11 protein-coding genes are annotated in these 12,182 nt (G+C 71.0%); 6 read left to right on the forward strand and 5 right to left on the reverse strand.

Annotated features, from left to right (window positions below):
* Positions 1-74 precede the first annotated feature (74 nt).
* The 3 genes from pheA to E5082_RS12445 all read left to right on the forward strand — a co-directional run bounded on the left by pheA (position 75) and on the right by E5082_RS12445 (position 3,455).
* A complete protein-coding gene (pheA, locus tag E5082_RS12435) occupies positions 75-1,007 on the forward strand; it encodes a prephenate dehydratase (RefSeq protein ID WP_086693466.1) in 933 nt (310 codons plus the stop codon).
* Between the two features lie 370 nt (positions 1,008-1,377).
* Complete coding sequence (serS, locus tag E5082_RS12440; protein WP_135791325.1) at positions 1,378-2,655, forward strand: serine--tRNA ligase; 1,278 nt, start codon at positions 1,378-1,380, stop codon at positions 2,653-2,655.
* Positions 2,652-3,455: an HAD family hydrolase gene (locus E5082_RS12445; RefSeq protein WP_135791326.1), complete on the forward strand. Its 804-nt coding sequence runs from the start codon at positions 2,652-2,654 to the stop codon at positions 3,453-3,455. The genes serS and E5082_RS12445 overlap by 4 nt, the downstream gene beginning before the upstream one ends.
* Positions 3,456-3,764: 309 nt before the next feature.
* On the opposite strand, the gene E5082_RS12450 is transcribed toward E5082_RS12445, so the two are convergent.
* The 4 genes from E5082_RS12450 to E5082_RS12465 form a co-directional block, all read right to left on the reverse strand.
* Positions 3,765-4,484, reverse strand: a complete 720-nt coding sequence (locus E5082_RS12450) for an ABC transporter permease subunit (RefSeq protein WP_135791327.1) — start codon at positions 4,482-4,484, stop codon at positions 3,765-3,767.
* 10 nt (positions 4,485-4,494) lie between these two features.
* On the reverse strand, positions 4,495-5,406 hold the full coding sequence (locus E5082_RS12455) for an ABC transporter ATP-binding protein (protein ID WP_135791328.1): 912 nt from the start codon (positions 5,404-5,406) through the stop codon (positions 4,495-4,497).
* 167 nt (positions 5,407-5,573) lie between these two features.
* Positions 5,574-6,491, reverse strand: coding sequence for an ABC transporter permease (locus tag E5082_RS12460; protein WP_135791329.1), 918 nt, complete (start codon positions 6,489-6,491; stop codon positions 5,574-5,576).
* Positions 6,481-7,443, reverse strand: a complete 963-nt coding sequence (locus E5082_RS12465; protein WP_086689879.1) for an ABC transporter ATP-binding protein — start codon at positions 7,441-7,443, stop codon at positions 6,481-6,483. The genes E5082_RS12460 and E5082_RS12465 overlap by 11 nt, the downstream gene beginning before the upstream one ends.
* Before the next feature lie 197 nt (positions 7,444-7,640).
* Between E5082_RS12465 and E5082_RS12470 the strand changes: the two genes are divergently transcribed.
* Together E5082_RS12470 and E5082_RS12475 are read left to right on the forward strand one after the other, a co-directional pair.
* Positions 7,641-9,395 carry an SDR family oxidoreductase gene (locus tag E5082_RS12470; RefSeq protein WP_229918816.1) on the forward strand — a complete coding sequence of 585 codons (1,755 nt, stop codon included), beginning with the start codon at positions 7,641-7,643 and terminating at the stop codon, positions 9,393-9,395.
* Between the two features lie 277 nt (positions 9,396-9,672).
* Positions 9,673-10,221: an RNA 2'-phosphotransferase gene (locus E5082_RS12475; RefSeq protein WP_135791330.1), complete on the forward strand. Its 549-nt coding sequence runs from the start codon at positions 9,673-9,675 to the stop codon at positions 10,219-10,221.
* Positions 10,222-10,235: 14 nt separating this feature from the next.
* On the opposite strand, the gene E5082_RS12480 is transcribed toward E5082_RS12475, so the two are convergent.
* Positions 10,236-11,138 carry an LLM class flavin-dependent oxidoreductase gene (locus tag E5082_RS12480; RefSeq protein WP_135791331.1) on the reverse strand — a complete coding sequence of 301 codons (903 nt, stop codon included), beginning with the start codon at positions 11,136-11,138 and terminating at the stop codon, positions 10,236-10,238.
* 107 nt (positions 11,139-11,245) lie between these two features.
* Here E5082_RS12480 and E5082_RS12485 point away from each other — a divergent pair, with 107 nt between their 5' ends.
* Complete coding sequence (locus E5082_RS12485; protein WP_190045263.1) at positions 11,246-12,169, forward strand: Cof-type HAD-IIB family hydrolase; 924 nt, start codon at positions 11,246-11,248, stop codon at positions 12,167-12,169.
* Positions 12,170-12,182: the final 13 nt, after the last annotated feature.

Raw genomic sequence — 12,182 nt, forward strand, 5'->3', positions numbered from 1 at the left:
ATCGAAACCACCCGGAAGGGTGGCCGGCATGAGACGGCCGGGCCGGCTCGCCGCAGGGCCATTAGGGTGAGGGCATGCCAGCGAGTTACGCGTATCTCGGTCCCGAAGGCACCTTCACCGAAGTCGCCCTCCGTACTCTCCCGGAGGCCGCCACCCGCGAGCTGATCCCGTACGTCTCGGTGCAGTCCGCGCTGGACGCGGTGCGCACCGGCGAGGCGGAGGCCGCGTTCGTGCCGATCGAGAACTCGGTCGAGGGCGGGATCACCACCACGCTGGACGAACTGGTCGCGGGCGAGCCACTCACGATCTACCGCGAGGTGCTGCTGTCGATCACCTTCGCGCTGCTGGTCCGGCCGGGCACGAAGCTGGCCGACATCAAGACGGTCACCGCCCATCCCGCCGCCCAGCCGCAGGTCCGCAACTGGCTGCGCGCCCACCTCCCCGACGCCCTGTGGGAGTCGGCCGCCTCCAACGCGGACGGCGCCCGTCTGGTCCAGGAAGGCCGGTACGACGCGGCCTTCGCGGGCGAGTTCGCGGCGGCCCGGTACGGTCTGGTGCCGCTGGAGACCGACATCCACGACGCGGAGAACGCGCAGACCCGGTTCGTGCTGGTGGGCAGGCCCGCCCGGCCCGCCGCGCCGACCGGTGCCGACAAGACCTCGGTGGTGCTGTGGCAGCGGGAGGACCACCCCGGCGCCCTGCGTGACCTGATCGACGAGTTCGCCACCCGTGGTATCAACCTGATGCTGCTCCAGTCCCGGCCGACCGGCGAGGGCATCGGAAACTACTGCTTCTGCGTGGACGCCGAGGGGCACATCTCCGACCGGCGGATGGCGGAGGCACTGATGGGGCTGAAGCGGGTCTGTCTCCAGGTGCGCTTCCTGGGCTCCTATCCGCGTGCCGACATCGCGCCGGGCGGGGCGCGGCCCCTTCAGCCGGGCACGTCCGACCAGGAGTTCCTGGCCGCCTCCGACTGGGTGACCCGCTGCCAGGACGGCCGTTTCTAGCGGTCCGCGTTATCCACAGAAGTTATCCACAGGCCCGCTTCTCTACCTGGGGACAAGTCGACAACAAGACCCAGAGGGTCGACAAATCGGTTCACAGTCCGCGGCTGCATTCAGCCCAACGCGGATCACCCTTCGTCCACCTGTTTCCATCAATTCAGCTTTTAGGGCGACCACTTTCCACTCGAAAGTGGCTATCCAGGGAGTTTGAACCGAGAATTCCACGGGAGACGAGCGCCTCGGAATGATCAATTCCGAAATCCACAGTCACTCCACACAGCCTGTGGATAACTTCCCGCGGGGTGTGGACGCGCACGCACGCCCTGGGTATATGGGTCCCGGCCGGTCTGCGCGCACCGGTAGCCTTGGGCCTGTGATTGACCTTCGCCTGCTTCGTGAGGACCCTGACCGTGTGCGCGCCTCCCAGCGTGCCCGTGGAGAGGACGTCGCGCTCGTCGACTCCCTCCTGTCTGCCGACGAGCGGCGCAGGTCATCGGGTGTCCGCTTCGACGAGCTGCGCGCCGAGCAGAAGCAGCTCGGCAAGCTAATCCCCAAGGCCACCCCCGAGGAGCGGGCCGAGCTGCTCAGCCGTGCCGAGCAGCTCAAGGCCGACGTCAAGGCGGCCGAGGCCGAGCGCGACGAGGCCGACGCGGAGACCCAGCGCCTGCTGCTCGGACTCGGCAACCTCGTCCACCCCTCCGTCCCGGTCGGTGGCGAGGAGGACTTCGTCACCCTGGAGACGCACGGCGAGATCCGCGACTTCGAGGCGGAGGGCTTCGCGCCCAAGGACCACCTCGAGCTCGGCCACATCCTCGGCGCGATCGACACCGAGCGCGGCGCCAAGGTCTCCGGCTCCCGCTTCTACTTCCTCACCGGCGTCGGCGCCCTGCTGGAGCTGGCCCTGGTCAACGCGGCCATCGCGCAGGCCACCGCGGCCGGCTTCACCCCGATGCTGACCCCGGCGCTGGTCCGCCCCCAGTCCATGGCGGGCACCGGCTTCCTCGGCCAGGCCGCGCAGGACGTGTACCACCTGGAGAAGGACGACCTCTACCTGGTCGGCACCTCCGAGGTGGCGCTCGCCGCGTACCACATGGACGAGATCATCGACGCGGACCGGCTGCCGCTGCGCTACGCCGGGTTCTCCCCCTGCTTCCGCCGCGAGGCCGGTTCCCACGGCAAGGACACCCGCGGCATCTTCCGCGTCCACCAGTTCGACAAGGTGGAGATGTTCTCCTACGTCGCCCCGGAGGACTCCGAGGCCGAGCACCAGCGCCTGCTGGACTGGGAGAAGCAGTGGCTGACCTCGCTGGAGCTGCCGTTCCGCGTGATCGACGTGGCCACCGGTGACCTGGGCTCCTCCGCCGCCCGCAAGTTCGACTGCGAGGCGTGGATTCCGACCCAGGGCAAGTACCGCGAGCTGACGTCCACCTCGGACTGCACGGAGTACCAGTCCCGTCGGCTGCAGATCCGGATGCGCGACGGCAAGCAGGTCCGCCCGCTGGCCACGCTCAACGGCACGTTGTGCGCCGTACCGCGCACCATCGTGGCGATCCTGGAGAACCACCAGCAGCCCGACGGCTCGGTCCGTGTCCCCGAGGTCCTGCGCCCCTACCTGGGCGGACGGGAAGTCCTGGAGCCGGTCGCCAAGTGAGCAACCCCTTCCCGTACGGCCTGGTCGCCACCGATCTGGACGGCACGCTGCTGCGCGGCGACGAGACGATCTCGCCGCGCACCCGTGAGGCGCTCGCCGCCGCCACGGCCGCGGGCGCCGCGCACATCGTCGTCACCGGCCGGGCGGTCCCCTGGACCCGGCACATACTGGACGACCTCGGCTACCAGGGCCTCGCCGTCTGTGGCCAGGGCGCCCAGGTCTACGACGCCGGACAGCACCGGCTGCTGACCTCGGTGACGCTGGACCGGCAGCTGGCGGGCGTCGCCCTGGCCAAGATCGAGGCCGAGGTGGGCCCGCTGTACCTGGCTGCGAGCCGGGACGGGCTGGACGGCGAGGTCATGGTGGGCCCCGGCTACGCGGTCGCCGGCCGGCTGCCGGGCAAGCCGTTCACGGACGTGGCCGACCTGTGGGAAGCCCCGCTGAACAAGATCTACATCCAGCATCCGACGCTGTCCACGGACGAGCTGGCGGACGCGGCCTCGCGCGCGGCGGGCGGCTTCGTCACCGTCGTCATGGCGGGCGAGGGCATCGTGGAGCTGCTGCCGCTGGGGCTGTCCAAGGCGACGGGCCTGTCGCTGGCGGCCCGGCGGCTGAAGCTGAAGGCGGCCGACACGATCGCCTTCGGCGACATGCCGAACGACGTGCCGATGTTCGCCTGGGCCGCGCACACCGTTGCCATGGGCAACGCCCACCCCGCACTCAAGGCCGTGGCCGACGAGGTGACCGCCTCCAACGAGGAGGACGGCATCGCGGTGGTGCTGGAGCGACTGCTCGGCTGAGAGGCGGGGCACGGCGTGGTCCTGCCCCGCCTCCCGGCGAATTCTCCGGGTGGGCGGCCCACGCGAGAGCGACATCGCGTGCTCGAAGCGGCCGCCCCGGACGGTCCCTGTGCGGGAGCGGGCTCGACGGTGGAGTAACCGCACCGGAGCCCGCCCTGGGACCGTCCTGACGGAAGCCGGACATGACGCCGTCCGGCTCCGCTCCCGGTACGGGGGCGCGCCGGGCTCCCTGAACCCGGCGTCGGCTCCCCCACTGTGCCTCCGCCCGGGAGCCCGGCGCCAGCGAATTAACCCCGGCGCCGGCGGTGGCTACTCCTCGCCCGCCAGGGTCAGCGCGCGCAGCCGCTGACCCGCGTACCAGGTGGCGGCCACGGTGACCACGATCAGCAGGGCGGTGGCCGCGGGGAGGCCGACGTCCGAGGTGATCAGGTTGCTGCCGACCACCTTGTGCGCGACCGCGAGCGACCACTGCTGGACGCTCAGGGTGCGGGCGCCGGAGACCAGCGAGCCGAACAGCGCCTCCCAGACCAGGGCGTAGACCAGGCCGAAGACCACCGCGTGCCGCGAGACCGTGCCGAGCAGCAGGAACAGCGCCGAGTAGGCGATGGACGCGACGAGCGCGGCGACCGTGTAGGCGACGGCGACCTGCTGGCCGTTGCCGTTGAGGATCAGGCCCGCGATCAGGGTGGGCAGCGCGGAGAACACCATGGTCACCGCGACGGCGACGATCAGCTTGGTGAAGATGATCGTGGGCCGCTTCAGCGGCTTGGACAGCAGATAGACCACGGAACCGTCGTCGATCTCCGGCCCGATCGCGCCGGTGCCCGCGATGACGCCGATGATCGGCACCATGGTGGCGAGCGCGAACCCGCCCAGCACGTCGGCGGCGACCTGGTCGTCGGCGCCGGTCAGCAGGCGTACCGCCACCGAGATCACGATGAGCAGCAGGGGCAGGGCGCCGAGGACGAGAGCGCGGCGGCGGCCGAGCAGGGCCCGGTAGGTGAGCCGGGCGACTGTGGGGTCGTACATCTTCGGCCTCCTACGCCGCGACGAGATACGAGAAGACGGACTCCAGGGACTCGTCCGAGGGCGAGACCGTGAGGAGCCGGATGCCCTGGTCACTGGCGACCTTGGGCAGCAGCGTGGTGAAGCGGCCGAAGTCGACGGCCTGGACGACCAGCCCGCCCTCGACGGCGTCGACCTCGATGCCCGCGGTGGACGGGTCGGCGATCAGGGCGGCCGCGAGGGCGCGGTCGTCGCTGGAGCGGACCAGATAGCGGTGCGGGCGGTCGGTCATCAGGCGGCGGATCTTGCGGAAGTCACCGCTGGCCGCGTGCCGTCCGGCGACGACGACCTCGATGTGCCGGGCGAGCTGCTCGACCTCCTCCAGAATGTGCGAGGAGAACAGCACGGTGCGGCCCTCGTCGCCCATGGCGCGCAGCAGCTCCATCAACTGCAGCCGCTGGCGCGGGTCCATGCCGTTGAAGGGCTCGTCGAGCAGCAGCAGCGAGGGGTCGTGGACGAGCGCGGACGCCATCTTCACGCGCTGGCGCATGCCCTTGGAGTAGGTGGAGATCTTCCGGTCCTGGGCGTACTCCATCTCCACGGTGGCCAGGGCGCGCTGGGCGGCCTTGGCCCCGAGACCGTGCAGCTCGGCGTTGGCGACGACGAACTCGCGGCCGGTGAGGAAGTCGTACATCGCCTCGCGTTCGGGGACGATGCCGATGTGCCGGTACACCGTCTCGTTGCGCCACACCGGCTGCCCGTCGAGGGTGACGGTGCCGGTGGAGGGGGCGAGGAAGCCGCCCATCATGTTGATGAGGGTGGACTTGCCCGCGCCGTTGGGGCCGAGGAGGCCCGTGACGCCGGGGCCGATGGTCATGGTGATGTCGTTGACGGCGACCACGTTGCCGAACCAGCGGGAGACGTGGTCGATCGAGAGTGTGCTCATGGGCGCAGCCCATTCCTTGAAAGGGTGGTGGCGGGCGACGGGATCGAAAGTGCGCTCATGGGCGCAGCCCATTCCTTGAAAGGGTGGTGGCGGGCGACGGGATCGAAAGTGCGCTCATGGGCGCAGCCCATTCCTTGGAAGGGTGGTGGCGGGCGACGGGAGGGCGGTCACAGGCCCACCTTCTTGTAGCGACGCAGCAGCAGGCCGTAGCTCGCGGCGATCAGGCCGAGGACGACGATCAGGTAGACGAAGCCCTCGCCGGTGGACGGGCCGACCCCGCCGGGGAACGACGACGTGCCGCCGAGCAGCGCCGACTGGACCCCGTCGATCAGGGTGACCGGGGAGAACAGCCCGATCCACGGCACCGAGCCGCTGTTGTCCCGGGAGTCCGCGATGGCCTGGAGGGTGGAGACGGCGCCGTAGGAGATGGTCATGACGGCGATGACGGCGGCGATGCCGAAGCCGCGGCGCGGGGTGACGGCGGCGATGACCAGGCCGATCCCGGCGAACAGCAGGGAGAGCAGGGCCACCGTGACCAGTCCCTGGCCGAACTTCTCGCTCTGGTGGGCCACGCCCATCTTGGCGAGCAGCGAGCCCACGAAGAGCACGATCAGCGGACCGCCGGTGAGGATGAAGAGGGCCGAGGCGAGCGCCGCGAACTTGGCCAGCACGTAGTCGGCGGTTTCGATGGGCCGGGAGAAGTACAGCGGGACCGTCTTGAAGCGCAGGTCGCGGGAGACGGACTGCGGTGCCTGGGAGGCGACGAACAGGCTGATCACGGCCTGCATGATGATCGCGTACCGGCTGTAGGGGACCGGCAGGTCGTGCGCCTTGGTGGTCACCGCGACGGCGACCATGATGGCGGCCGGCACGCACATCACCGCGAACAGCAGCATCGGCAGCACCTTGGACTTGGCCGAGCGGCCAAGGCCGTAGGCGCCGCGCAGGGACTGCGAGTACAGCGAGCGGCGGGCGTAGGCGCGGCCGAGGCGGGGGCCGTCGTAGCCGCGGTAGCCGATGTCGTGGATGCGGGACTGGTCGCCCGAGGGCGCCGGTGCCGTCGGGACAGGCTGGTCAACCGCCATGGCCGACTGCCTCCTTCCGCTGCTCGTCGCGGGTGAACACCTCGGAGATGTGGTGGCGCCGCTGTTCCATCCGCACCAGGCCGAGACCGAGCCCGGCGACAGTGTCGCGCACCAGGTCGTACGTCTCCTCGCCCTGCGCGGTGAGCAGCAGGATGTGGCCGGCGCCGGGCAGGCCGCCGCCGTCGTCGTGGGTGTCGATCCCGCGCGCGTGCAGCGCCTCGCGCAGGGCGCGGGTGCCGTCGGGGTGGGTGTCGCTGTCGGTGACCTCGACGGCCAGCGTGGTGGTGCTCTGGGTGAAGTCGGTGGTGGAGCTGGACCGCAGCAGCTTGCCGCCGTCGACGACCACGACGTGGTCGCAGGTGCGCTCCAACTCGCCCAGCAGGTGCGAGGTGACCAGGACCGAGATGCCGAAGTCGGTGTGGATGCGGCGGATCAGGCCGAGCATCTCGTCACGGCCGACCGGGTCGAGGCCGTTGGTCGGCTCGTCCAGGAAGACCAGCCGGGGGTCGTGCACCAGCGCCTGGGCGAGCTTGACCCGCTGTTTCATGCCGGTCGAGTAGCCGCCGATGGGGCGGTAGCGCTCCTCGTACAGCCCGACGTGGCGCAGGGTGTCGGCGGTGCGCTCGCGGGCGGCGGTGGGCGGCAGGCCGGACATGCGCGCCATGTGCACGACGAACTCGGTGGCCGAGACGTCGGGCGGCAGGCAGTCGTGCTCCGGCATGTAGCCGACGCGCTCGCGGATGGCGGCGCCTTCGGTCGCCACGTCGAGGCCGAGCACGGCGGCACGGCCCTCGGTGGCGGGGGACAGACCCAGCAGGATCTTGATCAGGGTGGACTTGCCGGCGCCGTTGGCACCGACGAGTCCCGTCACACCGGGTCCGATGTCCACGGACAGCCGGTCGAGCGCGGTCACCCGGGGGAACCGCTTGCTCAGGCTCTCGGTCACGATCACAGTCACGTCCCCGACGGTAGTGACGTGGGGCACGCGGGTCGTCAGACCTCAGAGCCGTCTTGGGGTCCGTCTCGGGTAGTACGGGGCCCTAGGGGGGATGGGCCCTGGGGGGAGGGGGCCCATCCCCCCTGTTGACGCGACCTCTAACAACTGCCACATTCGCTGGACGGAGTCGGACGGACGCGGGCGGAGGACAAGTGACGCTGAAGGACGCACGTGAGCGGCGGGTGCGCACCGGCGGGATCGAGCTGTGCGTGGCCGAACTGGGCGATCCACGGCGCCCCACCGTGGTGCTGGTGCACGGCTACCCGGACAGCAAGGAGGTCTGGTCCGAGGTGGCCGCCCGCCTGGCGGACGACTTCCATGTGGTCCTCTACGACGTGCGCGGCCACGGCCGTTCCACCGCGCCGAAGCCGCTGCGCGGCGGCTTCACCCTGGCCAAGCTGACGGACGACTTCCTCGCGGTTGCCGACGCGGTGAGCCCGGACCGGCCGGTGCACCTGGTCGGGCACGACTGGGGCTCGGTGCAGTCCTGGGAGTTCGTGACGGTCGAGCGGACACGGGGCCGCATCGCCTCCTTCACCTCCATGTCGGGCCCGTCACTGGACCACTTCGGCCACTGGATCGACGCCCGCGTGAAACGCCCCACCCCGCGCCGGGTGGGCCAGCTCCTCGGCCAGGGCGCCAGATCCTGGTACGTGTACCTGCTGCACACGCCGGTGCTGCCGGAGCTGGCCTGGCGCGGGCCACTGGGCAAGCGCTGGCCCAAGCTGCTGGAGCGGGCCGAGAAGGTCCCGGCCGGCGACTATCCGACGGCGACGCTGCCCTCGGACGCGGCCCACGGTGCCTGGCTGTACCGGGACAACGTCCGCCCCCGGCTGCGCCACCCCCGCCCGGACGCCGTCGCACACGTGCCGGTGCAGCTCATCACCCCGCAGGGCGACGCCTTCCTCTCGGAGCGGCTCTACGACGACCTGGAGCGGTGGGTGCCGAGGCTGACCCGGCGCACACTCCCGGCCAAGCACTGGGTGCCGCGCACCCGGCCCGACCAACTGGCGCGATGGATCAAGGAGTTCGTGACCTCCGTGGAGCAGGGCGAGCCGTCGCGGGGCGGCGGTAGTCGTCATGCCGCCCGTTTCGGCGGTCAGTTGGCACTGGTCACGGGTGCGGGAAGCGGCATCGGGCGCGCGACGGCGCTGGCCCTCGCGGAGGCGGGGGCGCGGGTGGTGGCGGTCGACCGGGATGCCGGGACGGCTGCCCGTACCGCCGAACTGGCCCTGGCGGCGGGCGCGTCGGGCGCCTGGCCGGAGACGGCGGACGTCTCGGACGAGCAGGCCATGGAGAAGCTGGCCGAGCGGGTGCACCGCGAGTACGGCGTGGTGGACGTGCTGGTCAACAACGCGGGCATCGGCGTCTCCGGCTCCTTCTTCACCACGACTCCGGACGACTGGCGCGAGGTGCTGGACGTCAACTTGTGGGGAATGATCCACGGTTGCCGTCTCTTCGGGGGCCGGATGGCGGAGCGGGGGCAGGGCGGCCACATCGTCAACATCGCCTCCGCGGCCGCCTTCCAGCCCTCGCGGGCGCTTCCGGCGTACAGCACGTCCAAGGCGGCGGTGCTGATGCTGTCGGAGTGCCTGCGTGCCGAACTCGCCGCCAAGGACATCGGAGTCACGGCCATCTGCCCCGGCATCGTCAACACCAACATCACGTCGACGACACACTTCACAGGGGTGGACGAGAGCGAGGCACGGCGGCGTCAGGAGCGGTCGTCGCGGCTGTACGGGAAGCGCAACTACCCGCCGGAGAAGGTCGCCAGGGCGATTCTGGACGCGGTGGCGGAGAACCGGGCGGTGGTGCCGGTGACTCCGGAGGCGCGGGGGGCGTATCTGCTGTCGCGGTTCGTGCCGGGGGCGCTGCGTAAATTGGCGCGGGTGGAGCCGAAGTTGTGAGTCGAGGGGTCGGCTGCGGGGGCTCCATCTGCCGTGAAGCACTCGGAAGTTGATCAACCTGCCTGAAACGGGCGCCGGTTGTCCACAGAGTCGTCAAAAAGGTTGTGGATAACGGGCATTGGCTGTGGATCAAACCTGCCCGCCTGAATCATGCGCGTGATCCGCGTCTCTCCGGAAGGCTGGGGAGGGGCGGACACCTGGCGGGAAAACGCGGGGCAGCCCTAAGAGAGGACGATACGAAAAGCATCGTATGAGAGAAATGGGTATATCAGAGGTGATGGATGACAGACGCACTGTGAAGGTGTCCAAGTACCTCTCGAAGCACCTGCGGCACCAGCCCGAGCGCATCGGGCTCACCCTGGACCCGGCCGGCTGGGTGGAGATCGACACGCTGCTCGCCGCCGCGGCCGCCCACGGCTTCCCCATCAGCCGCGCCGAGCTGGACCATGTCGTGGCCGTCAACGACAAGCGGCGCTTCGCCGTCGAGGGCGGCAGGATCCGCGCCAGCCAGGGCCACACCGTCGAGGTGGCGCTCGGCCTGCCCCCGGCGACCCCGCCGCCGTACCTCTACCACGGCACCGTCGCCCGCAGCCTGGACGCGATCCGCGCCGAGGGGCTGCGCCCCATGAACCGGCACGCCGTCCACCTCTCGGCCGACCGCGAGACCGCGACCCGGGTGGGCGCCCGCCGCGGCCGTCCCGTGGTCCTCGCCGTGGACGCGGGCGCCATGCACCGCGACGGCCATGTCTTCCACGTCAGCGCGAACGGCGTCTGGCTGACCGACTCCGTCCCGCCGCGCTACCTGCGGTTCTCCGAGCCGCGCTGAGATCCTCCGGCCGCTCAGCCGAGCTGGGCGACGGCCTCGGTGGCGATCTTCTCGAAGACGGCCTGGTCGGCCGCGAAGTCCGAGTCGGCGATGGGCCAGTGGATGACCAGCTCGGTGATGCCCAGCGCCGCGTACCGGCCGGCGAAGTCCACGAACGCGTCGACGGAGTCCAGCGGACGGGCGCGGTCCGGGGTGAACCCGGTCAGCATGATCTTGTCCAGGCCGGTCACGTCCCGGCCGATCTCCGCACACGCCTCGGTGAGCCGGCCGATCTGCCGCTCCACCGCAAGCACCGACTGCTCCGGCGTACCGGTCTCGAACAGCTTCGGGTCGCCCGTGGTCACCCACGCCTGCCCGTACCGCGCCGCCAGCTTCAGCCCGCGCGGGCCCGTCGCCGCCACCGCGAACGGCAGCCGGGGCTCCTGCACGCAGCCCGGAATGTTGCGGGCCTCGACCGCCGAGTAGTGGTCGCCCGGGTACGACACCGCGTCCTCGGTCAGCAGCCGGTCCAGCAGCGTCACGAACTCCGCGAACCGGTCGGCCCGCTCACCCGGCGACCACGCCTCCTGCCCGAGCGCCGTAGCGTCGAAGCCGGAGCCGCCCGCGCCGATGCCCAGGGTGACCCGGCCGCCGGAGATGTCGTCCAGGGAGATCAGCTCCTTGGCCAGGGTCACCGGGTGCCGGAAGTTCGGCGAGGTCACCAGCGTTCCCAGCCGCAGCCGCTCGGTCGCCCCCGCGGCGGCCGTCAGCGTCGGCAGCGCCCCGAACCACGGCCCGTCCCGGAACGAGCGCCACGACAGATGGTCGTAGGTGTACGCCGCATGGAAGCCGAGCTCCTCGGCCCGCTGCCATTTCGCCCGACCCCCTTCGCTCCAGCGGTCGACGGGGAGGATCACGGTACTGAGACGAAGGGCCATGCCGACGAGCCTACGACGCCCGGATGGCCGGCCGGGACCGGATTCCGAACGCATCTGACGCGTACCTGCCCTCATCCGTGCCCCGCGCCGCACGATCGTGCGCGCATATGCGCGAGAATGCTCGGGTGACCTCAGCGACCAGACAGCCGGGGACCCCGGCCCCCGCACAGCCGTCGGCCCCGTCCGGACGAGGAGGGGGCTCCCTCCCGCCGCGCCTGATCGCCACGGACCTCGACGGCACCCTGCTGCGCGACGACCAGACCGTCTCCCCGCGGACCGTCGCCGCGCTGGCCGCGGCCGAGAAGGCGGGGATCGAGGTCTTCTTCGTCACCGGCCGCCCGGCCCGCTGGATGGACGTCGTCAGCGAGCATGTGCACGGCCACGGCCTGGCGATCTGCGGCAACGGCGCCGCCGTGGTCGACCTGCACGGCGGTCCCGGCGCCCACCGCTTCGTGAAGGTCCGCGAGTTGGCCAGGGAGAACGCCCTGAAGTCCGTCCAGCTGCTGCGCGAGGCGGCCCCCGGCACCCTGTTCGCGGTCGAGCAGACCTACGGCTTCCACCAGGAGCCCGCCTATCCCAAGCTGCACCTGGAGATCCCGGACACCCTGCGGCCCGCCGAGGAACTCCTCGCGCCGGACGGTGTCGCGGCGAGCCAGCCGGTGCTGAAGATCCTGGCCCACCACCCCGACCTCGACCCGGACGCCTTCCTCACCCTCGCCCGGATCGCCATCGGCGGCCACGCCAACGTCACCCGGTCCAGCCCCAGCGCGCTGCTGGAACTGAGCGGACCCGGTGTCTCCAAGGCCAGCACCCTGGCCCTGTGCTGTGCCGAGCGCGGCATCTCGCAGGAGGAGGTCGTCGCCTTCGGCGACATGCCGAACGACATCGAGATGCTGACCTGGGCGGGACGCTCCTACGCCATGGGCAACGCCCACCCCGACACGCTGGCCGCCGCCACCGGCCGCACCCACGCCAACAACGAGGACGGTGTGGCCCGCGTGATCGAGGACCTCCTCGCCGGACGGGTCTGACCGGCCCCGCCGC

The organism is Streptomyces griseoluteus (genome assembly GCF_004784465.1).
In the GTDB taxonomy this organism is placed as follows: Bacteria; Actinomycetota; Actinomycetes; order Streptomycetales; family Streptomycetaceae; genus Streptomyces; species Streptomyces griseoluteus.

What these genes read in the sequence shown, in the direction of transcription:
- pheA (WP_086693466.1), top strand. Translation starts at nt 75, where the DNA reads ATGCCAGCGAGTTACGCGTATCTCGGTCCCGAAGGCACCTTCACCGAA.
- E5082_RS12450 (WP_135791327.1), bottom strand. Translation starts at nt 4,484, where the DNA reads ATGTACGACCCCACAGTCGCCCGGCTCACCTACCGGGCCCTGCTCGGC.
- E5082_RS12455 (WP_135791328.1), bottom strand. Translation starts at nt 5,406, where the DNA reads ATGAGCACACTCTCGATCGACCACGTCTCCCGCTGGTTCGGCAACGTG.
- E5082_RS12460 (WP_135791329.1), bottom strand. Translation starts at nt 6,491, where the DNA reads ATGGCGGTTGACCAGCCTGTCCCGACGGCACCGGCGCCCTCGGGCGAC.
- E5082_RS12475 (WP_135791330.1), top strand. Translation starts at nt 9,673, where the DNA reads ATGGATGACAGACGCACTGTGAAGGTGTCCAAGTACCTCTCGAAGCAC.
- E5082_RS12480 (WP_135791331.1), bottom strand. Translation starts at nt 11,138, where the DNA reads ATGGCCCTTCGTCTCAGTACCGTGATCCTCCCCGTCGACCGCTGGAGC.
- E5082_RS12485 (WP_190045263.1), top strand. Translation starts at nt 11,246, where the DNA reads ATGCGCGAGAATGCTCGGGTGACCTCAGCGACCAGACAGCCGGGGACC.